At 37.9% G+C, this 23,303-nt stretch carries 18 protein-coding genes and 2 riboswitches; of the genes, 6 read left to right on the top strand and 12 right to left on the bottom strand.

The features are described 5' to 3' along the window. Positions 1-43: 43 nt before the first annotated feature. Entirely contained in the window at positions 44-1,072 is a 1,029-nt protein-coding gene (locus tag AC1DUW_RS01840) for an LLM class flavin-dependent oxidoreductase (RefSeq protein WP_477641895.1), read from the bottom strand. A 143-nt stretch (positions 1,073-1,215) separates the two neighbouring features. After that, the gene (locus tag AC1DUW_RS01835) at positions 1,216-2,109 is read right to left on the bottom strand and encodes a LysR family transcriptional regulator (RefSeq protein ID WP_053344398.1); all 894 of its coding nucleotides are present in this window, start codon (positions 2,107-2,109) and stop codon (positions 1,216-1,218) included. A gap of 816 nt (positions 2,110-2,925) precedes the next feature. On the opposite strand from AC1DUW_RS01835, the gene AC1DUW_RS01830 reads away from it, so the two are divergent. Beyond that, a complete protein-coding gene (locus AC1DUW_RS01830; RefSeq protein WP_053344397.1) occupies positions 2,926-3,138 on the top strand; it encodes a hypothetical protein in 213 nt (70 codons plus the stop codon). Between the two features lie 94 nt (positions 3,139-3,232). Here AC1DUW_RS01830 and AC1DUW_RS01825 read toward each other — a convergent pair whose 3' ends face one another. Next, on the bottom strand, positions 3,233-4,594 hold the full coding sequence (locus tag AC1DUW_RS01825) for an FAD-binding oxidoreductase (protein WP_477641894.1): 1,362 nt from the start codon (positions 4,592-4,594) through the stop codon (positions 3,233-3,235). A gap of 205 nt (positions 4,595-4,799) precedes the next feature. On the opposite strand from AC1DUW_RS01825, the gene AC1DUW_RS01820 reads away from it, so the two are divergent. Both AC1DUW_RS01820 and AC1DUW_RS01815 read left to right on the top strand, forming a co-directional pair. Beyond that, the gene (locus tag AC1DUW_RS01820; RefSeq protein ID WP_477641893.1) at positions 4,800-5,081 is read left to right on the top strand and encodes a hypothetical protein; all 282 of its coding nucleotides are present in this window, start codon (positions 4,800-4,802) and stop codon (positions 5,079-5,081) included. Further along, a complete protein-coding gene (locus tag AC1DUW_RS01815) occupies positions 5,050-5,733 on the top strand; it encodes a Dph6-related ATP pyrophosphatase (RefSeq protein WP_477641892.1) in 684 nt (227 codons plus the stop codon). The genes AC1DUW_RS01820 and AC1DUW_RS01815 overlap by 32 nt, the downstream gene beginning before the upstream one ends. Before the next feature lie 340 nt (positions 5,734-6,073). On the opposite strand, the gene AC1DUW_RS01810 is transcribed toward AC1DUW_RS01815, so the two are convergent. From AC1DUW_RS01810 to AC1DUW_RS01800, 3 genes are all read right to left on the bottom strand, one after another. Further along, a complete protein-coding gene (locus tag AC1DUW_RS01810) occupies positions 6,074-7,666 on the bottom strand; it encodes an APC family permease (protein ID WP_477641891.1) in 1,593 nt (530 codons plus the stop codon). A gap of 52 nt (positions 7,667-7,718) precedes the next feature. Further along, positions 7,719-7,797: riboswitch (ZMP/ZTP riboswitch) on the bottom strand. A 694-nt stretch (positions 7,798-8,491) separates the two neighbouring features. Beyond that, entirely contained in the window at positions 8,492-9,880 is a 1,389-nt protein-coding gene (locus tag AC1DUW_RS01805) for an amino acid permease (RefSeq protein WP_116821393.1), read from the bottom strand. A gap of 438 nt (positions 9,881-10,318) precedes the next feature. After that, positions 10,319-11,245 carry a ketopantoate reductase family protein gene (locus AC1DUW_RS01800; RefSeq protein WP_477641924.1) on the bottom strand — a complete coding sequence of 309 codons (927 nt, stop codon included), beginning with the start codon at positions 11,243-11,245 and terminating at the stop codon, positions 10,319-10,321. 556 nt (positions 11,246-11,801) lie between these two features. Next, positions 11,802-11,880: riboswitch (glycine riboswitch) on the top strand. A 179-nt stretch (positions 11,881-12,059) separates the two neighbouring features. On the opposite strand from AC1DUW_RS01800, the gene AC1DUW_RS01795 reads away from it, so the two are divergent. The 3 genes from AC1DUW_RS01795 (at position 12,060) to AC1DUW_RS01785 (ending at position 15,252) form a co-directional block, all read left to right on the top strand. Further along, positions 12,060-13,400 carry an amino acid permease gene (locus tag AC1DUW_RS01795; RefSeq protein WP_053344392.1) on the top strand — a complete coding sequence of 447 codons (1,341 nt, stop codon included), beginning with the start codon at positions 12,060-12,062 and terminating at the stop codon, positions 13,398-13,400. A 188-nt stretch (positions 13,401-13,588) separates the two neighbouring features. After that, positions 13,589-13,789, top strand: a complete 201-nt coding sequence (locus AC1DUW_RS01790; RefSeq protein ID WP_053344391.1) for a DUF3311 domain-containing protein — start codon at positions 13,589-13,591, stop codon at positions 13,787-13,789. Beyond that, positions 13,786-15,252 (top strand): sodium:solute symporter family protein, encoded by a 1,467-nt coding sequence (locus tag AC1DUW_RS01785; protein WP_053344390.1) that lies wholly within the window; start codon positions 13,786-13,788, stop codon positions 15,250-15,252. Before AC1DUW_RS01790 ends, AC1DUW_RS01785 begins: the two co-directional genes overlap by 4 nt. A 338-nt stretch (positions 15,253-15,590) precedes the next feature. Here the strand turns inward: AC1DUW_RS01785 and AC1DUW_RS01780 are convergent, their stop codons facing one another. The 6 genes from AC1DUW_RS01780 to AC1DUW_RS01755 form a co-directional block, all read right to left on the bottom strand. Then, a complete protein-coding gene (locus tag AC1DUW_RS01780) occupies positions 15,591-16,184 on the bottom strand; it encodes a MepB family protein (protein ID WP_477641890.1) in 594 nt (197 codons plus the stop codon). A gap of 272 nt (positions 16,185-16,456) precedes the next feature. Beyond that, positions 16,457-17,941 (bottom strand): argininosuccinate lyase, encoded by a 1,485-nt coding sequence (gene argH, locus AC1DUW_RS01775; RefSeq protein WP_252430248.1) that lies wholly within the window; start codon positions 17,939-17,941, stop codon positions 16,457-16,459. A gap of 15 nt (positions 17,942-17,956) precedes the next feature. Continuing rightward, a complete protein-coding gene (locus AC1DUW_RS01770; RefSeq protein ID WP_053344387.1) occupies positions 17,957-19,645 on the bottom strand; it encodes an ABC transporter permease in 1,689 nt (562 codons plus the stop codon). Next, on the bottom strand, positions 19,642-20,754 hold the full coding sequence (locus AC1DUW_RS01765; protein ID WP_053344386.1) for an ABC transporter ATP-binding protein: 1,113 nt from the start codon (positions 20,752-20,754) through the stop codon (positions 19,642-19,644). Before AC1DUW_RS01765 ends, AC1DUW_RS01770 begins: the two co-directional genes overlap by 4 nt. Before the next feature lie 15 nt (positions 20,755-20,769). Next, positions 20,770-21,861: an extracellular solute-binding protein gene (locus AC1DUW_RS01760; protein WP_053344385.1), complete on the bottom strand. Its 1,092-nt coding sequence runs from the start codon at positions 21,859-21,861 to the stop codon at positions 20,770-20,772. Next, positions 21,861-23,087 (bottom strand): ROK family transcriptional regulator, encoded by a 1,227-nt coding sequence (locus AC1DUW_RS01755; RefSeq protein ID WP_053344384.1) that lies wholly within the window; start codon positions 23,085-23,087, stop codon positions 21,861-21,863. The genes AC1DUW_RS01760 and AC1DUW_RS01755 overlap by 1 nt, the downstream gene beginning before the upstream one ends. Positions 23,088-23,303 lie beyond the last annotated feature (216 nt).

Raw genomic sequence — 23,303 nt, 5'->3', positions numbered from 1 at the left:
GAATCCATTTTTAACTTTGCAGCCAGCCATCTACTGAACATCTTTAATTAATGAAGGCTTTCTTTTGGCTCGTAAAGTGATCCTCTTCAGGTAAAAGTGGACTTAACAGCTGAAAAGACCTGAATCGTTCTGCTTCTTTTAAAATCGGCGTATGTAAGATAAACTCATCTACCCCATAGTTTTCATGAAAATTTGTTAATATCCCTTTCACGTAAGAGGGAGTTCCAGCAATAATATTGGAATCCTGTTCTTCTATTTCGTAAGGCTCCCCAGACTGCTTCCCAAATAACTCTGCTTGCACAAGTGTTTGGACCGTAACAGAACGACCACTTTGGAGATGAACTTTCACAATCTTTTGATCACCTGTTAACTGTTCTGCTTCTTGTTGTGAAGGAGCAGCAATCACTGAAACTGATACCTTAAAGCTCCCAGTTGGATAGATACTTTGGTAAATGCGTGCAGCATCTTCGAGTACAGTCTCATTACTATTGATAAATCGAGCAAATACATAAGCTATACCAAGATCAGCTGCTAGCCTGGCACTGTCAGCACTCGCACCAAGCAGAAACATTTTTGGTTTTTTCGAAGGGAGTGGTGTCGCTTGAATACCTGCAAGCGGGTGAGTTTCATTAACCGAATTTTCAATTATTTTTTGCAAAAAAGATAACCGCTCTTCGAAATCTTTTCCATCATTCACAGTACCAAACTGTAGCGCCTTCGTTGATAAGGGGAGACCACCGGGTGCTTTTCCAATACCAAGGTCTACTCTGCCAGGTGAAAGATTTGATAACACGTGAAAGTTTTCCGCCACTTTATATGGGCTATAGTGCTGAAGCATTACACCTCCAGATCCCACCTTAATCGATTTTGTTTGGGCCAACAAGTACGATATCAATACTTCTGGGGAAGATCCAGCCAGCTGTTCTGCATGATGATGCTCTGATACCCAGAAACGGGTATACCCCCATTCCTCAGCATGTCTAGCTAGATTAATAGTTTGCTGTAGTGCATCAAAAGCCGAAGTTCCTGGAAATATCGGGCTCTGGTCTAAAATGCCAAGCTTATAACTCATACTATCTCCTCCACGTTTAATTCATAGCTTTCTTATAAGAATAATGGTTTATTTGTAATTGTGATTTATCCTATCACCTTAAACATGCTAATGGCAATACTTAAACTGATAGAAAGAATTATTGTATGGATAGGAAATCTCTATCAATGAAGGAGCAATTTTTCAAATTTCTGAACAGAAGACAGGATTTCATTCCATAATAAAGGAGCTTCAACCCCATATTTTAAATGTGTCAAATGGATGTGCTGCTTTATCTTGATTAAATGCGACACATCCACTTCAACCAGGGTTCCCTGTTCTAACTCTTTTTTAATACATAAATACGGTAAAAACCCAATACAGCTCCTGCTAAGAATTAGAGATTTAGCCACCTCCAAATGATCTACCTGAAATTCAATACGTGGCTCTACATGTGACACCTCAAAGATTTTATGAACCTGGTTCCAATCAAATGCGCCGCATTCAAAAAATACTAGCGGCTCAGTTGCCAATTGCTGCGCTGACAGGTCTTTTTGAAATTGATAATGATGGCCTGGATACACAACTAAACGAATCGAATTATCAAGGACCTTGTGATTTTGGAGACCACTATGCGTAACATCCTTCATAAATGCGATATCCACCTGTTTCTGAAGCAATTTATCAACTAATGCATCGTTTGGAGCAGAAATAAACTTAAAGCGTAAATCAGGGTTTTCTTTTTTCCATAAAGGAAGAGCATATGGAATAAAGTATTGCGAAGTAATGATATTGGCGCCAATCGTTATTTCTTCGCGATAACTTCCTTTTTTTAACTGTTTTTTCCCCTGTTGATAGGTACGAATAATCTGATCCGCAAATGGAATAAATGCTTTCCCTTTTTCAGTTAATATAATCCCCCTGCCTTGCCGCTCAAATAATACCGAATCGAGTTCATTCTCGAGTGTTTTAATTCTTGCCGTAACCGTTGGTTGTGACAAGAACAGTGCCTCTGCAGCTTTATGAAAACTGTTAAAGTGAACAACATATAAAAATGCTTCAATATGATCAATATTCATCTATCCAACTCCTTATCTCCAATATGAAAGCAGGCTCCTTCGCTTGTCGCGTTATGGAGCAATGAATGATTTTTCCATTTTATAGAGACTTTATTCGATTTTAATCATATAATTCCAATAAGTAAAGTGTATTTTATTTAGTTGAAAGATCAACCATTCACAATTTAAAAAGTATTGGCGCATACCTTAGGAGAAAAGTGAATTAAATACCACCCACTTCATTGTATAAACGGACAAACTGAATCCAGCCTAGCCGGCTATTCAAAGAGAAAACACACAATATCTGTGCTAAATACCTGCTTAGCACCTAGTATTTTTCATCCACACGTTTTAATTAAGTAAAAATATGATATATGACAAGCTTTATATTCAAGACACAAAACTTTGGATTGTTAATCCCAAAAGGAGAATATATATTCGCTAAAAAAATATTGATCACTCTAATGGCTAATAGGAATTGTTATTTCATTTGGCGATAGTTATGGAATAAAACCAACAAAGTTCTACTTTGTATCATGGGATGCATATGCAAAAATCGGGCTGGAACTTTCCAGGTATCTTGGTCTTTGTAGAATTAACTCCTCAGACACTACTTTCATTTGTAAGTTGGATTAAAATCAAGAAAGATGGAACATCCATCATTCGTTAGAGATTCTCGTATCCATCAATTGAACTCAGTAAGCTAGAATAGCTCCGACTTCTCCTTTTATTATAAAACTGACATATTTAAGTTATTATTTTTTTCTCCTTATAAAAAAGAAAAGAAGGGTCATCCTAAAGGAGTAATTCAAAATAGGAAATAAGGAGAGAAAATAAATGCCTCAACAACAAATCGATGTCAATCAATTAAATCAAGCAAAAGCAAACGTTACTCTTACACAAACTTTACTTAGTCAAGCAATTGAAAAATCCTCATCGGACCCAACATTGGCACAAGAAGCAATTAAACAAGCTGCTTCGGAAATCGCACAAGCCCAATCATATGTAAGTCAAGTTTACAGTGTAATGCAAACTCAAAAAACGGAGTAAATTAAGAATAGAATGTCACAAAAGCTAGATGATAAGAGGCCTATACCCATAAGTGGATTAGGCCTTTTTAGTTATTCACATAGTTTAGCAAACCTTATAAAAAGGGAGCGCCCCTGTTTTTCTTAAAACCACTATTATAAGGTGGAATGCTTTGAGGAAATTTAAACGTATTAAATGGATCATATGTAGTTTTTACTTCTCGAAGCCGTTTAAAATTTTCTCCATAATACGCTGTTGGCCAATCTTTGATTTGCCTATCAGGCCAATTCACATAGTCACCAGTCGTATACGGTGATAAGGCACTCCTTAATTCTTTGATCCAACGTATGTTTTCCCTTTCTTCTTTAGGATTATTCCAAGTAGCTAGGTATTCTTGTGCAATAATGGCGTCCCGGTAATAGAAAGCCGTTTTCTTTGGTTCGACCTTGCCTGCTGCTCCTCCAAGAGATTGGTGCCAAATGCCTGAATTTTCATTTGGTGCTTTTTCTAAAAATTGTTTCATCGTCAAGATCGCTTTCTTTGGAAAAGGTTTATTAAGAAAAGATCCTGATCTCTTTCGATGGGCTGATTGGTTTCCACTCGGGTCGTCAAAGAACCGTACAGCTTCAATATATGGAACTTCCTTTATCAATACACTAGTTGGTGAACCGGTTGTCGTTAAAGGCTGAAGAAGTTGCTTTAACCTAGAAGACGTACCTACAAATTCACCTTGAGCGATAATTTGATTTACTTCCTTTGACTTAAACTCTATTTCTGATGTTAGTCGGTCATCCGTGTGAGGTGCCCAATTTTGCCATGCATTAAATACTGCTTCGAAATCTTCCCATCCCCATGTAATGGAGAAGACTGAAACCCTAGAAATGGGGTGCACCTTGAATGTAAAGGACGTTCCTCCTCCCCCGCCGCAGCAAGCCCAAAATAAATCACTATTATGATTCTTGTTTGCTTTAATGAGTTCGGCACCTTTACTCCCACTTGCTCTTACCATTTCTATTTCAATAAGATTGTCACAAGTAAGTCCAAACAACCGCGTTAACATGCCAATTCCCCCGCCGAGCGTAAGGCCGACAAGACCTACACTGCTTTCGGTACCTGCAGGGATAGTCGTGCCRTATTCCCATAATTTATTATATACCTTCCCTAAATTAGCTCCGGCTTCTATTTTTGCAATCATTTTTTCACGATTGACCTTGATTCTATCCATTTCGCTGACATCAATAATAAGACCGCCATTTACTAATGAAAAATTTTCATAGCTATGTCGACCGCTTCTCACCCGAAAAGGTATATGATTCTCCCTCGCCCACTTCAATGCATTTTGTACATCCTTTGTATTCTGACAAAATACAATTATCTTTGGGAATTTTGGGAAACTTAAATTATTATTTATTCTTGCCTGCTCATATTCAGAATCAACAGGTGTAACGATCCGCCCGGTAAGCTTTGTCTTTTCCAAAATATAACCCCCTTCCTCAGTTGATGTAGAGAGGATGCTATATACTATGAAATTCTTTAGGAGAAGACACATTCTATAGGCTGGTAAGGATTTCAATTAATCTAATTCATACTTTTAACTCAACATCCGTACCTTAAAAAGTAGGATATATAGTTTTTCTATATGATAGAGCACATTTAACTCGCAAGTTTTCAGTGTTTTACTCGTGAATTTTCATGATTTACTCGTGAATTTTCATGATTTACTCGTGAATTTTGCAGTTTTACTCGTGAATTCCACCAATTTACTCGTGAATTTTGCAGTTTTACTCGTGAATTCCACCAATTTACTCGTAACAATTTCAATAAACTTAACAAGTGATGACTGTATGCACTCTACTCGCCCCCCTTCTTTGTTGATTCACGCAGCTAAAGTGCGTACGATAGAAATAAACGGAACAAAAGGGAGATGGATTGATGTTGAAAGAAAAGATCATTGCTTGCTTTAGTGGTGGCAAAGATTCCACGTATATGCTTCATAAGCTGTTAAAAGAAAACAAATATGAAGTCGTATCTTTGCTTACAACCGTAACAACTGATGATGAAACATCCGGACACATGGTTGATTTTAAATTGATTCAAGCTCAAGCAGAATCCATTGGAATTCCATTATACAAAATTCAATATCCTTTATATGATGGAAAAGGTTTTGAAAAAGACCTTATTGACGCCATGAATTTTTTTGGCAATCAAGGTATCTCAAAAATTGCATTTGGAGATCTCTTTCTGGAGGATTGTATCGAATACAAAAAGAATTTAGTTGAGTCTAATAGTTATGAACTAATCCTTCCTTTAGCCGGAATCAACACGAAACAGTTAGTCCAGGAGTTTATTGATTTAGGGTATAAAGCGAAAATTGTCAGCATTCGTTTAGATAAGCTCGATCCTTCTTTTTTAGGAAGAGATTTGGACCAAAAATTTATAGAAGATTTACCAGATGATGTAGATCCATGTGGTGAGTTTGGTGAATATCACTCATTCGTATATAACGGAGACATTTTCTCTAATCCGATACAACTAGACTTGGAAGATGAAATGTTTGTACTTCCTGCCAATCCATTATTCAGCGAGGTTGGCTATAAACGTGTAGTAAAAGTTTAAATTCTTCATTATTATTGTCAGGTATCTTAAGGAAAAAAATCAAAAGGATGCCTGACACCTTTTTTTATGATCTCAATTCAGCTTTTACATTATTTGCGGATTCAATCTTATCAAGATACAAACTGAGTGAATCCCCATTTTCCATTATAATTACGATGAAGGTTTTGTATAGCTCACTTTTAACTGATTATGGATTGGTTTTGTATCTAGCAAAATACGCTATTTTTTAAACTATAAAATTTTCCATGCCCATTTATGGGAATACCGTTCCAATCGCCAGCACAAAAAAAACATGGTCATAAAGTAACCATGTTTTCATTCTACTCATATACACTAAAAGTTATTTATTGAAAAATTCTTTGTTAATTTTTTCAGCCTCAGCCATGTATTCTGTTTTAATCCCACTTTTAACTCCCCACCAATAGAAGCCAAGTGCTAGACATGCGATGACCACCATATCCCAGCCAAATGTAAGAATATTTTTTCCGCCGAACTTCTCACTTCCAATATAAGAAATCAAAATCATACAACCTAAGTAAAGAAGCATCCAAACACCTGATAAAAATTGTTTTTTGAATCCATTCCATTTATTTTTCGCTTGATAATAAAAGTAAATAGGAAGTCCAATGGCAATGATGAAAACGACTTCACCTGTTAATGGCCAACGCGCCCAATATAAAGTAAGCGATGCAAAAACAAATCCACATGGTGCAATAATAGAAGCACCTTTTAAGTAAAATGGACGATTAAAATGAGAAGCTGTACGTCTTAATGTTGCCAATGCAACTGGCCCCATGATATACGAAATAAGTGTAGCAACTGAAATCACTTCAGCAAGTACGCCCCATCCGCGGAATAAAAATAAAAAGATAAAACATACTCCTAAGTTTAATAACATCGCTGGACGAGGAACACCATAAAGTGGATGTAATGTACCAAAGATATTCGGTAAGTACCCATTTTTCTGCATTCCATAAAGCATACGCGAAGTTGTCGCTGTATAAGTAGCACCTGTACCAGACGGTGATACAAATGCATCTACATACAATACAATCGCTAACCAGTTAAGACTAAGAGCAATTGCCAAATCAGCAAAAGGTGAATTGAAATTCAGATGACTCCATCCGTTCACGATCATAGACGGATCAACTGCACCGATAAACACAACTTGTAATATAACGTATATAAAACCTGCAATTAGAATAGACCCAATAACAGCAATAGGTATGGACTTATTCGGCGACTTAGCTTCTCCTGCCATATTAACGGGACTTTGAAATCCATTAAACGCAAACACGATACCAGAAGTAGCTACTGCTGTTAAAACGCTTGCCCAACCATATGGTGCGATCCCTTGAGAACTTGTAAAATTTTCACCATGAAATCCAGCAAAAAATAACGATCCTGCCATTACACCTGGAACAATTAATTTAAAAATAGTAATAAATGAATTTGCCTTAGCAAAAAGGTTAACTGTCCAATAGTTGAAGAAGAAATAGAACAATAGTAGTAAAGAAGCTATGAATAATCCTTTGATCGTTAAGATATTGTTATCAACTAAAGAATGAGTCCATCTTGCCCATTCCCAAGGCCACGTACTCATATACTGTACTGAAGCAATGGCCTCAACGGTAATAGTCGAAGCGATAGATATCCAGTTTGCCCACGCAGCTAAAAATCCAATAAAAGAGCCATGCGAATATTGAGGATACTTAACCATTCCTCCAGCTTCAGGAAACATTGCCCCAAGCTCTGCGTAAGATAATGCGATAAATAAAATTACAACCATACCGATAATCCAAGAAAAAATAGCTGCTGGTCCTGCAATCTGGGCAGCTTTCCACGCTCCGAACAACCAACCTGAGCCGATAATAGAACCAATACCTGTCATAGTTAAAGCAAAAGTCCCCATCTTTCTATGCATATTACTCATCCCTACTACACCTCTTCCTAGGAAAATAAAAAACACTTGATCTAAAAAATCAAGTGTTTGCCCAGGCGCGCGGCTTATACTCTATATGCTCCCCCATGGTACTCCATGTTGCGCCAGTTACATATAGAAAAATAGTTTTTTCTTAGTATATAGGATTTTTTTAAATTTCACAATACTTGAAAAACATTTATATTTTATTAATAATTCCATTGTTTTTTCGGAATTTACTATTAATATTCTTTTTAATTTGAAAAAATTAGGTGGATTAAGCTTCAAAAAGCAAACATTCGATTTCTAGAACTACATGCTTCAACAATATAATCATTTCCCTTTAACATTATATTTAAAAATCTTTAATAGCTTATATGTGCAAAATAAACCGTTCCAAATTAATGGGTATTCCCGATTTTCTTTATTCCTTTTAAGGTTCGGGTTTATTGCAATAATATCATAGCAACTTTGTTCAAAATACCCGATTTGCTAGAATCAACCATAACGGTGGGGAGGTTCCATGACCACAATGGGATATAAATCCCCCATATTTCTAAAATACCTTATCGGTTTTCAATTTCACTGGATTATTCCCCCTTTACTCCCAGTGTTCTTTTCTTCCGCAAAAAAAGTCATGCACAAGTTGGGGAAAAAGCCTGAGGGATGAAGATCTCTCTTTGCTTTGTCCACAATTTATGCACAACTTTAATTAGTGTCTATTATATTTAAACTAACTGTGAAACACACTCAGCATAGCTAGAATGATGAACGTAGATTACTAGTATTTTAATGTTTCCTTGAACAAGATGATGTCCCTAAATCCTTACTTGCTTCTTAACTGGAAATATCATCATCGGTCTTAGCCTCTAATGGTACTCGCTTCTCCATTTTTAAAATGTAATAACTTGCTACGACTATAGCTAGGAAAACGACCCCAACAATCAGGGAAATTCGAGTACTAGGGTTAATCCACATACCAACCAGCACCATCAGTAAAAATGCAATTGTTGCATAGTTGCTGTAAGGGGCAAAAGGCATTTTGAACGGGTGGTTTTCCATTTCCGCAGCTCTTACCTTTCTGAATTTAAGCTCACTAATAAGTAAGACAAACCATGGAATCATTCCAGGTAGAACACTGGCACTGTAAACATAAAGGAATAGTTGTGGCGGTGCAAGGTAGTTCAAGACAACACCAATTGCTAAACCTAAAAGGACAGCAATCGTACAATAAGCTGGCACTCCATTTTTAGATACTTTCGCAAAGATTTTAGGAGCTTGACCGTTCATTGCTAGAGTGTAAAGCATACGACCTGCACTGAAAATCCCACTATTACATCCAGACATCGCCGCTGTGATTACGACAAAGTTAATAATACCTGCTGCTGCAGTAATACCTATTTTAGCAAAGGTTGAAACAAACGGACTACCGATGTCATCTAGTTGGTTCCAAGGAAAGACTGTCACGATGACAAAAATAGCGCCAATATAGAATATTAAAATACGCCAAATGATGCTTTGGATAGCTTTTGTTACAGTCTTCGTTGGATTTTTCGCTTCACCCGCAGTGATACCGATAAGTTCAACGCCCTGATAGGATGCTACAACAAGGGAAAGCGCAAAGAAGAACCCTGTCCAGCCTCCGGTGAAGAAGCCGCCATTTGCCCAAAGATTTGATAATCCAATTGCATCACCGCCATTTCCAAATCCGAAAAAGATAAGACCTAGTCCAGCAATAATCATCAGTACAATCGTTATAATTTTAATAAGCGCAAACCAAAATTCAAATTCCCCGAAAGATTTTACAGAAATGAGGTTTGCAGCCCCTAGGATAACCATGGCAATCACACCTGGTATCCATGCGGGTAAATCTGGGAACCAATACTTCATATACATTCCAACGGCAATTATCTCGGACATTCCGACGATTACCCACTGAAACCAATTACTCCATGCAGTCATATAACCTGCTAAAGGATGAATATAGTTACTCGCAAATGTTGCAAACGAACCCGTAGTAGGCTCTAAATAAAGCATTTCTCCCATAGAACGCATGATGAAAAATATAAAAAGACCAGCGATAGCATAAGCTAGCATTACAGATGGTCCAGTCCATTTAATCGTACTTGCTGATCCCATAAATAACCCAACACCAATGGTACCGCCCAAAGCGATCATCTGAATATGACGTGCCTCTAGCCCTCTCTTTAATTCTTTGTTTGACATGTTTAATTCCTCCAGATGTAATATTAGCGACTATACTTCGTACAAGGTTATTAAAGTCTTTTTCTAGCCCCTAATTAACTCTCAATTTAGATTAAAACAACTGTTGATTCTTTTTCCATACTTATGATTAGATTTGAAAAGTTCCAATTCTTTATCATATCGAATAATTTATAATCTTATCTTATAATAATAAATATTCTGTAAAAAAACAAATGTATTTCTAGAGGAAACACTAACCAGTATAAAAAAATTCAATCACTAAAAGTGATATTAGATATATTAGTATTTTAAGAAATCAATAAAATAACATGAGCCTAATAAGATAAAGTAGGGAATTTAACACAACCAAAGAAAACCCAGTCTTTAAAGACTGAGCTCAGTTCAAATGGCCTTTTTCTAGAGAAAGGTAAGGGAGTTATTATAGAAAAAAGTCAAACTTTAGTTGCAAATATATTGACTTTCAAGAAGTTTAATCCGATCATATAACTCTTTGTTTACAAGTGTAGGCACACCGTATTTCTCACCTAATTTTAATATCGTACCTGCAAATAACTCAACCTCACTGTAACGTCGAGCTTCGATATCTTGAGCCATGGATGGCTTTCCTTCTGGGCTTAATGCATCCAATACACTTAACCAATAATCCAGATCTCTTTCCGTTAAATGAATTCCTTCTTTCTCTGACAGAACGATAACCTCTCTCATGGCAGAAATCATCATTTCTCTTGCATGACCCTTTCGTTGAATTTCACCATAATTTCTTTTATAGACAGCAACAGTTTGATTAACACCAACATTCAGCATAAATTTCCCCCATTGCCGCTTATACATATCCGTATCTATCTCATATGGGACATTCACTTTTTCAAAAAAATCTGCCACCAGCTGAACCTTTTCTGAAACCAAACCAGGTTCCCGCTCACCAAAGCAGAGCATGCCCATATGGTCGTATGTCAACTTATTTTCTTCTTTAACAGCATCCATACCTTGCGCAACACAATATAAGACTTTATCCTTTCCATACGCCTCACCAATAATCGCTTCACTTGTGATTCCATTCAAAGCAGAAATAATAATCGTCTGTTTTCCAATTTGATTCTTCACCGCTTCGATAGCATCTTCCAATCCACTAAATTTAACAGTAAAAATCATCAAATCTGCAGGCTCGCATATTTCTTCAGGCGTTACATAATGAAAGTCACAACGCTCACCATTGCAATAAACCCCATCCTGGACATATCTCTTTATTCTAGCTGTATCCGCAATAATCCTCACATTCTTCTTCGGCATTTCCTTTGATAAATGATGTCCATATAAAATGCCCAGTGCTCCTAATCCAACAATTGATACTGTCTTTATCGCCATAGCATCTCTAATCCCTTTCACCTTTTTACCTAAATATTATCACACTATTCGGAAAACAGTCGCGATTAAAATGCCAGTTCTATGGTATGAATTGTTTAGAAAAAAACCACCTAGAAAAGCTACAATATTGTGAAATATCAATAATGACACGAGGGGTTTGTAACTTCCTTACAGCTTCCTTTTGGTTCATGTATTTCACTAAAAAGCAAATTAAGTCTTTAACGAAGTCTACTCTTCTGCGGAACGATAACCACAAAATTTGTTGTTGTTTTTTGTATTGATTTTAAAGCGGGCCCCGTTATCCATCGCTCCAGTAACTATGGCTTTTCAAATCACTACTTTTATAGAATGTTGATATACATCAACTACATTACCCGCTAACTTTCCAATTTCCATATTGACCTATAGAATAAACAATGATAGAATTCCAATATTATATTGACGTTATTTAAGTATAATGACAAATGACCGAAGGAAGATTCATTTCTTCTACAAACGGACATTTATTACAACCGCATACTAGCAAGCGTTGAATGCTATGGATCACACTATAGCAGGAGCAGCTTCTGGAGAGACTGTACATAGTACAGCGCCGAAGGATTCACAATCTCAGGCAAAAGGACAGAAGAGTAACGAATGATGAATTGTTATTCTTAAACCTGACGAGATTGGTAGTATCCAATCTCTTTTTTTATTGTCCAAAATCCAAGATATTGCCATTCAATGGCATAAGCGAGGTGAAAACAACGAGCTACACGGAATGTAGAATCACGCTCCACACGACTAAGATCATAAACAACGGGAGATGCTCAAATTGGCTAAACAGGAATTGAAAAGAGATTTAAAAAATCGCCATGTACAATTAATTGCAATAGGAGGAACAATTGGTACCGGTTTATTTCTTGGATCCGGTAAAGCCATCCAATTGGCAGGCCCCTCCATTATCTTTTCCTATCTTATTATAGGGATTGCCTTATTTTTTGTTATGAGGGCTTTAGGGGAATTACTTTTATCCAACGCCGGTTATACGTCATTCACCGAATTCGCTACCGAATATATCGGGCCGTGGGCTGGATTTGTGACCGGATGGACCTATTGGTTCTGTTGGATCATGACAGCCATGGCCGATATCATCGCGGTTGGTGTCTATATGCAATATTGGTTCAATATCCCTCAATGGATACCAGCTCTTGCTTGCCTGGTCATTCTGTTAGGGTTGAATCTATTGACGGTTAAATTGTTTGGAGAACTTGAATTCTGGTTCGCGCTCATTAAAGTCATCACGATTGTTGCCTTAATTATTGTAGGCATCATCCTGTTAGTCATTGGCTTCAAAACCAATACTGGCACCGTTTCACTTACCAACCTTTGGAGCCACGGAGGCATGTTTCCGAACGGCGTATCCGGCTTCCTGCTATCTTTACAATTGGTTGTCTTCTCCTTTGTAGGGGTCGAATTAATTGGTGTTTCTGCAGCAGAAACAGCTAACCCGAAAAAAAATATACCATCAGCCATCAATAAAATCCCGGTCCGAATTTTACTTTTCTATGTAGGTGCCATACTCGTCATTCTATGCGTCAATCCTTGGACACAGCTGGATGCATCAAGCAGTCCATTCGTAGAAGTCTTTACACTAATCGGCATTCCAATCGCTGCAGGGATTATCAATTTTGTTGTCCTGACATCCGCTGCATCTGCCGGCAACAGCGGTTTATTTTCAACAAGCCGTATGCTTTATACATTAAGCAATAATAACGATGCTCCTGCAAAATTAGCAAAATTAAATAAACATGCTGTTCCAAGTAATGCCTTGGTTACATCGGCAATCGTCGTCTCCCTAGGGGCATTGCTAAGCAAAATGATACCTGAACAGGCCTTTACAATAGTAACTACAATCAGTGCCATCTGTTTTATTTGGGTTTGGAGCATCATCCTGATTTCACATATCAAATATACGAAAAAACGTCCGGACTTGAGAGCGCAATCTACATTCAAAGCTCCTTTTACACCCTTTATCAATTACGTTATTTTAGGATTATTTCTGTTCATCCTAATCGTTATGCTATTCGCTGAAGCTACACGACTTTCACTGTTAATGACGCCAATCTGGTTCATTCTTCTACTCGTACTCTATAACTATCAGAAAAAGAAGTAGCTATTTTTCATGGTCGCAGGAATTAAAAGGAAGGGACACTCCCTTCCTTTTTTTCAATTTATTTTGCTAACACAGAGAAGTGCTACTAAAATATATAATGCAGCCACAGTAAATTTTATATTAAAATAGTGTAAGGTACTGTAAGTCGATATAAATGACTTTTCACTTAGAATGGAGGGGTTGGATTAATGAAGATTATATATATACTTACTCTAGTTCCTTTTATAGGCATATTAGGATTTCTTCCGTTTGTAAACAGAATAGAACCTTACGTATTAGGGATGCCTTTTAATATGTTTTGGATGGCTATGTGGGTGGTCCTTACATCCGTTATTTTGGGCATCATGTATAAGTTGGACCCCAGAAATCGGGAAGGTGACCAGGAATGAATATTTCCCTCTTAATTATTTTAGGATTTTTACTTTTATCAATCTTTTTAGGTATTCGATCTTCAAAAGGAAAAGACATGAATTTGGAACAATGGACAGTTGGAGGCCGTGGTTTTGGTGCTATATTCGTCTTTCTATTGATGGCTGGAGAAATTTATACGACGTTTTCCTTTCTTGGTGGCAGCGGCTGGGCTTATGGTAAGGGTGCACCCGCTTTATACGTCCTTATTTACATTACTTTGTCTTATGTATTGTCATATTGGCTTCTTCCGGAAATATGGAAATATGCCAAAGAAAATAGTCTAATGTCTCAATCTGATTTCTTTGTAAGCAAGTATAAGAGCCCAAGTTTAGGAATTCTGGCAGCACTTGTCGGTGTGGTATCTATGATTCCAGTGATTGTCGTGCAACTTAAAGGATTAGGGATTATTGTTTCAGAAGCATCTTATGGAGCAATTTCAATGTCTACCGCAGTCTGGATGGGAGCAATCAGCCTTACCATTTATGTTATGATTTCTGGAATACACGGCTCAGTTTGGACAGCAGTCATTAAAGATATCATGATGATCGTGATTATAGGATTCTTAGGAATATATCTTCCTATTCATTACTTTGGTGGTTTTCAACCAATGTTTGAGGCCGTAAATGCAGCCAAGCCTGGTTTTCTAAAGCTTCCTGAACAGGGGCTTAGTGTTTCATGGTTTATCTCCACGGTAATATTGCTTGTATTTGGTTTTTACATGTGGCCCCAAGTTTTCAGCGCTGTCTATTCGGCGCGCAGCGGGAAAGTATTTCGTAAAAATGCTATAATCAGTCCCTTATATACGCTCATGTTGTTATTTGTCTTTTTTGTAGGATTTACTGCTATATTGAAAGTGCCTGGACTCGTTGGGGCAGATGCAGACCTCTCATTGCTGCGCCTTTCTATTGAGACCTTTGATCCATGGTTTATAGGCATAATCGGCGGAGCTGGAATGCTGACCGCATTAGTACCAGGATCCATGCTTTTAATGAGTGTGGCTACACTGCTCGCGAAAAACGTCTATAAGGAATTTGCACCTACAGTATCCGATCGGAACGTTGTAAGATTAGCAAAGTTCCTCGTTCCTGTTATTGCATTAATAGCAGTCTACTTTACCTTAAACGGCGGCGAAACGATGTCAGCATTAATTCTCATGGGATACAGTCTTATCACACAGTTATTTCCGTCTCTTCTCTTTAGCCTGAAAAAGACTAATACCATCAACAAATATGGAGCGATCGCCGGGATCATCTGCGGATTGGCCATCGTAACCTACATTACACTTAGTCATTCAACCATAGGTACCATGTTTCCATCCTTACCACAGGCAGCGAAGGATTTGAATGTTGGAATCATTGCCTTGGCGGTCAATTTCTTTGTTATGATTACTGTAAGTCTCGCTTTCAGAAAGCTCTCGGTTCAGTTAGATTCCGCAAAATAATCTAAATCTGTTAAAGATATATGAAGTACTTCTTTGACGGTGGTTTTTTGGGGATTAAAAGTGCACCGTCAATTATACAATCGAAAGGCTCAGTCAAAAGACTGAGCCTTTCGATTGTTATGTATCTCATACCCCATAAAGGATACACACTTCTTTTTTCGGCGTTTTTCTCCCTTAAACCGTCTATTTTTCTCTTAATACATGTGTAATGAAAGACAGCAAGAGCCTTGGCAATCAGCAGATTCTTTTATTCTTTACTATGTTAAACGATAATGTTGAAAATTCATCAAATTATTACGACTCAATTGTACATATTCCCAAATTCATAGAGATCATAATTATTTTTCTAATTGACTTGCGTGAATTGGACTGTAAAGCATTTGAACACGAACACAGTCTATTGGTGTATTTATAGGTATCTCTATGAAATATTTTAGCTGCCATATCTGAGTTTTTTGTGCCTGACGGCTAGTAGGCTTGTCCCAAGGTGGGTAAACGCGTATTGCTCTTTTACCACCTTTACCTTTATTAGATACTATATTCTGATCACATAAAACAGCTTTTGGAAATACAAACTGACCAAAGTGATTACCTTTGCGAGTACTAATAACAAACAAATCAACTGGCTCTGATACGTCATATGGTTGAATCACTCCATCCCCAATTCTCTCCCATAAAGTCACAAATTGTCCTACCTTTGTAGGCATGATTTTTGCCACACGAAATCTAACCGTAAGAGTATTCAACTTGAATATATAGGCTCCATATTCAGCGTTTTGTGCTTCTATTAGTGGTTGAGAGAACTCAAACCTGCATGGACTAAAGACAAGTTCCTTAGTTGCAAGAAGGTCACTATGAATTGTTTCAGAGGAAGCCCAGGAATTTTGACCGCTGAGATCAGCTTCTAATAAGTCTCGATTTTTCTCATCCATCTGTTCTAATCCTCCATTTTAAAGCTTTCTAGTCATTTTACTATATTCTCTTACAAAGCCATTCGATACACCTCACTCTCGTTCTTTTCTTTTATTTTAGAACACTCGTTCTACACATTCAATTATCAGAGCCCTAGCCCTGTAAATAGTTAGATGACATTTAAATAAAATGGAATGAACCTAAAAAACCCAGGCAACTTCCTCCCGGGTCTTTAATCATTATGCTGACTTTGACACTAGTTCTGCTTACGGGATTTTCCAAAACTGCAACCTCAATATTCCACTAAAGCTTTCCTTCTATCATTCAAAGCTTTAACAATTTCCTTATATTCCTGCACCTGTTGTTCTAGTTTTTGTTTTCTATTCACAATCATCCTCGAAACTTCTTTCGGACTAGGTCCACCTTGAATGCTTCTAATCTCCACAAAATATTCGGGAGAGATGATTTTTTTCCATTCGTCTTCTGCTATATTCACTGAAACGAATTCATTAATAATCTTGTTAATGTCTTGTGTGTCCCAGTCATATAACTCTTTCCCTTCACTTATCGACCGTTTTGCAATATGACTAGCTATGGAATGAGCTTTCCTAAATGATATCGCGTAATCTCTTGATAGAGTATCTGCTAATTCAGTAACCGTGATACTAGATTTTGCGGCCATTTTTTTTGTATGTTCTTCATTTACTTTCAAGGTTGATATGACTGCATACATTAGTTTCATGACACGGCCTGCATTCGAAAATGCTCGATATAAATGCGGCTGTAAATCATCTTCCGTATCGACGATATCACCAAATGGAGTATTGTGGATCATATTCACTGCAGCAAGCGCATCACCATACGCACTGCTGGCAATCGATCGGGAATGTTCAATTGATACTGGATTTCTTTTTTGCGGCATGATACTGCTTACTTGAACATAAGGATCTGCCACATAAAATGTACCAAACTCTCTTGTCACATGCTGCAAAAAATCTTGAATCCATCTTCCAGTATTGACCATGCACGTCATAATTGCAGTTGCAGTTTCTAATAAATAATCGGCCCCGCCAATCGAGTCATAGGAATTTTCAACAACCGCCTCAAAGCCAAGCAATTCAGCGGTACGATTCCGGCTGATTGGAAAACCAGTTGTGGTTAATGCGGCCGCTCCCAGAGGAGATAGGTTCACCGTTTCATAGGCTGCCCATAACCTTCCAATATCTCTTTGAAGAACATCATAAATGGCTAGAAAGTAGTGGCCTAATGTAGTCGGCTGAGCTGGCTGAGTATGCGTGTAACCCGTAATATAGGTTTCTATATGCTTTTCAGCTTGCACCAAGAATGACTCACTCAATTGGTCTGCATAGCCAATTAATTGAAGAAGATGGCCTCTCAAAACAAGCCGATACATTGCAACTCCCATATCATTACGACTGCGACCGATATGAATCTTTCCTGCAAGCTCATGACCGATTTCTTCGCCAATCTTTGCCTCCATCATGAAAAATAAGTCTTCGAATTGAGGTTGATAGGTCAGGAGGGTTAGATCTGTTTGAGCCACTTTCCGAATCCCATCCAGCATAATTTTTGCTTCTTCTTCTTTAATAATCTTTTGTTCTGAAAGCATGATCACATGGGCTCGATGAATATCGAACATCACATGAAATAAGTAATCTCTTTGATCATTAAAAACGGGCATTAGAAGCTCTTCTACATATGTTTTCCCTGGAAAAACACTACCTTCATTTTTGATAAATTCATCCAGCTTACTCATCTTTTTACCCCCGATTTATAAGGCTTTTTCTGCTTTGATTCCAAAAAACTTGTTCGAAATAAAGAGAACAATAACAATCAGCGTGATTTGAATCATCCCATAAGCAGCTGCCTGCCCCATATTGAACATTCGAAGCTGATTCATAATTTCAATAGATATAGGTCTGTTAGAAATCGTATACAATAGGACTGAGGTTGGGAATTCTCCTACAGACTCGATAAAGGCTAATAATGTCCCTGATAAAACGCCAGGCATAATAATCGGTAAAATGACCTTTCTGAAGGTATAAAACCACTTTGCCCCCAAGTTTCTGGCTGCTTCCTCAATCGAGTCATCAAGCTGCTCTAGAACGGCGTTAGTTGAGCGGACAACAAGTGGAATATGTCTAACGAAATAGGCCAGGGGCAAAATCCAAAATGTTCCTACTAATATTTGACCGAAAGAAAAAACGCTAGGTTCATTAAATGCGAATATCAAGTTCATCCCAATAACCGTTGCTGGCAAGGCCCATGGAATCATGACTAGAATATCAATAAAGCTTTTCCCAATGAATTTCCGTTTGACAAGAACATAGGACGCTATGACCCCAAATACCAAATTTGCTAGTGTGGCAATAACAGCCATTAGTAAACTATTTCGTAACGGTTTAAAAATATTAGGGTCTTCAAACAAAAGCCGGTAATTTTCCACATTAAATACTGTTGGATACGTTTGAAACGTCCAGGTTCCATCCGGCACAAGTGAAAGCAATAGAATCGTAAAGTGCGGTAAAAGCAGAATAAGTACGCCGATGATACCAGTTACCACCATCACCCACTTCATAAGCGGATTTTTCACTTCACTCCTGTGTGCCCCGATTCCTTTCGAAGCCATGCGGTAATCTTTCCTATTCTGATACCAACGCATAAATAATAGAAATGAAATCGAAACAATGGAAAGTATTACAGATTGAGTAGCAGCAATTTCCATATCACCATTAATTTTCGAAAAATATATTTGCAAGCTCAACACTCGGTACCCACCAGCTAATAAAAACGGGGCACTGAATGAAGCCATTGAAATCATGAATACAAGTAAAGAAGCGGCAACGATGGCAGGTGTTAATAATGGAAATGTCACCTTCCAAAATACCTTGAATTTATTCGCTCCTAAGTTAAAAGCAGCTTCTTCTAGAGACGGATCAATTTTATTGATCGCAGCGGATACGGTCATATAAAAATATACATACATCGTATAGGCATGCACGATCAGGATTCCCGAAACCCCGCCAATTTTAAAAGGAACTTTATCAAGACCAAACAAATCCTTAATAGCATTTGGAATTAATCCTGATTCTCCATATAAAAACATAAAGGCCATAACCCCTACCAATGATGGAAGAACAATCGGCAAAATCGCTGCAGTTGAAAAGAAGCTTCTGCCTGGAAAATCGTAACGGTTAAAAATAATCGCAAGCGGAATACCAATCAAGGCACTAGCCAATACACTTAAAATTGATATATAAACAGAGTTCCATAGAGCTTCTAAGTTCGTTTTCGATTCCTGCACGAAGAAATCCTGATAATTTCCGAAAGATATCGATCCGTCTTTTTGCAAACTTTCGAAAAAGGTTCTCAATGATGGATAAAGAACATATGCAACGAGCACTAATACAACTGGTATAAGAAGCCAAATCGTCAACCTTGTATCACGATTTTTAATCATGGAGCATCACCGCTTATGACCGGGATGAGGCGCAGTTGTTTCTCCGGAAGTTGTACATACACTTCCTTCCCTTGATAAAAGTATCCGAATTCATGCGTGTTTAACACGTCCACCCTCAGTAACACGTTATGAACATCCACCATCACATTCACAACAGATCCAAAGAATTGGACAGATTCGATTTTTCCTTTTAAGATATTTGTTCCTTTTTCGACCGTATCAAGAATACGGATTGCTTCAGGACGAATCGAAACTGCAAGGTTCTTTTCATTCTGTTGAATTAACTCTCCTTCATTAGTGTGATTATGTACAATTAATTTTACCGGTTCTTCACCGTTTTCTAGGGTAACCACTATATTCTCTTGTTGAACGTTCTTCACTTGAACGGACAATAGATTAATCTCACCAATAAAACTCGCCACGAAATCATTAGCGGGCTGATTATAAATTTCTGCTGGAGTCCCGACCTGGTGACATACCCCAAAATTGAAAACGGCGATCCGATCACTCATGGATAATGCCTCTGCCTGATCATGTGTGACATAAATGGTGGTAATCTTATAATCACGCTGCAGCCTTAAGATTTCTGCTCTCATTTCATCACGAAGCTTGGCATCCAAATTACTTAATGGTTCATCCAACAGTAATATTTCCGGTTCTATAACAAGTGCTCTCGCAAGGGCTACACGCTGCTGCTGTCCTCCGCTTAACTGGCTCACTTGACGATCCGAGTATTTCTCCAGCCTGACTTTGCGAAGTGCATCCAGCACTTTCCCCTTTAAATCGCTTGAAGAAACTTTTCTCACGCGCAATCCAAAGGCTACATTTTCAAAAACTGTCATGTGAGGAAAAAGGGCATAGTTTTGAAAAACCATGCCAGTATTTCTTTTCTCCGGAGGGACTCGCGTCATATCTTTGTCGCCAAATCGGACGACACCCTTTGTTGGATAATAAAACCCAGCAATCATCCGAAGGGTTGTCGTTTTACCGCAGCCACTTGGACCTAAAAAGGTAAAAAACTCACCGTCTTTGATTTCCAGATTTAAATGATCGATAGCTATCGTTTTTCCGAAGGCTTTTTGGACATTCTCTATTTTTATTGACGCCATCCCAACGACACTTCCTTATTCTTTTATTTCTTTATCTCCACTTTTAATATTTTCGTCCCAATATTTCATCCACTCGTCACCTTTTTCTTGGAAAACATCCCAATCAATATCCATCGTTTTAATATCTGTTTCCGTGATCCATTCAGGTAAATCCGTCACATCACTTCTTGTCGGAATCCGGTAAAATTCCTCAGCTAAAATTTTCGCAGCTTCTGGTGAGTTCACAAACTCATAAAACGCTTCAGCTGCTTTTGGATGCTTGGCACCTTCAACAATGGCAATTCCCTCTGTCAACACCGGTGTTCCGCTTTCTGGAATAACAAACTCAAACGGATAGTTTTTATTTTCTTTCAGCATGACAACGTCCGGCATTGCCCAAACAGATAGTGAACCCTCTCCTTTGGCTACTTTGTTATACATCATTTCCGGGTTGGCTGAATATTCTTTTGTATTTTGGTCGAGCTTCGTTAACCAATCATAGCCCTCTTGAGGATCATTTGTATCCTTATACGTGCGATAAATCATCGAAGAAAAAATCGTCCTCATCGTTCCAGATGCTAGCGGATAGCGAATGATAATTTCATCTTTCCATTTCGGGTCAAGCAGCTCATCCCAATCTTTTGGTACTTCGTCTTTTGATAGTTCCTTGCTGTTATACATGATGACTTCTGGAGTCTGGCTCGTTCCCGTCCAATACCATTCTGGATCGTGGAACCCTTCATCAAGACTATCAGAATAGGTAGGTTGGTAAGCAGCTAGCAGTCCATCATCCTTTGCTTGGTTAAAGTTCGTGGAAGGTGCTCCCCACCAAACATCTGCCTGCGGATTAGTTTTCTCTGATCGAACACGATCAAGGATTTCCTGAGACCCCATGTCAAGCCACTCAACATCAATGCTATATTTTTCTTCAAACTGAGTCTCGAATTTTGATAAAATATCTTTTCCATGCGGTGAATAAACTACAATCTTATCTTCTAATTCACTTTTTTCTTCTTTGGCACCGCCTGCATTCGAATTCGTTTTTGTATCTGTACTGCTACATCCAGAAATCAATAAAGCTGCCGATAAGGTTAGCACTGAAACAAACGACTTTTTCTTATTATTCATTAATAATCCCCCTCATTATGAAAATTCAAAATGCTATCATGTTCTCTTAAAAATAGGGAAACCGCTCCCAAAACTCCTGCGTTTTCTCCCAGTTGTGAAGTTTTCATTTCTACTAAACTTGGAAGATATCGATCAACAATCTCCCGAATTCTAGGTAAAATGTATTCAGATGAATTTAATACACCACCTCCTAAAATAATGACCTCTGGATTTAGCAAGCAGGCTGCATTGACAATTCCGTAGGCTAAATGTTCGATGGCGTCATTAATGACAGCTATAGCTGTCGAATCTCCTTTTTTTGCGAACAAAAAAGCATCTTCACCTGATAGTTCAGAAGACTGGGCCCGTTCAAAAAAGGAATGATGAGGATCCTTAAGAACTGCTCTAGTAAAATGAGCACCAATGGACTTTCCTCCTGCAACACTTTCTAAATAGCCATATCTGTGGAAAATCGGCTTAAATTCACGCTTCATATCCTCTTTATTAGTTACCATATATCCCATCTCTCCAGCTGCACTCGAAGCCCCTCTGTATAACTGGTTATTCAAGATAATGCCGCTTCCTATCCCTGTGCCAACTGCAATAAACAGTACATTTCGCTTATTCTGTGCGTTCCCTAGCCACTGTTCACCTAGCGCAGCAGCATTCACATCATTGTCGACAAAGATAGGGAAATCGAAATACCGTTTCGCTTCGGCTATAAATGGATACTGAATCCACCCTAAACTCGGTGCCTCAATTACTAGTCCACTTGCTGTTTGTGTAATACCAGGAATCCCAACTCCCATCCCTAAAATCCTATCTTTCGCGATCTGATTCTTTGCAAGTAACCGATCTGTTTCAATAGCCATTTGTTTAAGAAGACCTGATTGCAGATAAATATTTGTTGAAAAACTAGTATCAGCAAGGATGTTGCCACTTAAATCACATAAAACGATTTTCACTTTTGTTCCGCCAATATCGGTTCCTATGATATATGCCGCTCGTTCATTGAAAAAGAGCTGGATTGGCCGCCTCCCGCCTTGAGAAGAGGACTCTCCTATTCCTTTCTCAAATACCCATTTCTCCTGTATAAGTTCATCTACAACAAGAGAAACTGTCGGTTTACTAAGCTGAAGCTTAACAGCGATTTCAGCCCTTGAAATAGATGAACATTCTTGGATGCATTGAATGATTCTTTTTTTATTTACGTATTTTTGATGATTGGGTGTTCGCTTAAAACTCATCACATCACGGCCTTACATTATTTAGTTAGTAAATCTTACTAATTAAGTAAAAATATAACTTAAATCAAGAAAGTGCACAAGATATTTTTTTTGATTATTTCAAATACTCTGTTTTTAATAGTTATTTCGGTTCATTTACAATTATAACCTATTATGTTATTTATTAGATAAGCTTTTTCATCAAGTTAGTTAGGTAATATTACTAACATACTTTTC

The sequence above is a fragment of the Peribacillus sp. P4_C12 genome, assembly GCF_056402095.1.
This window is presented reverse-complemented; position numbering and strand designations above follow the sequence as displayed.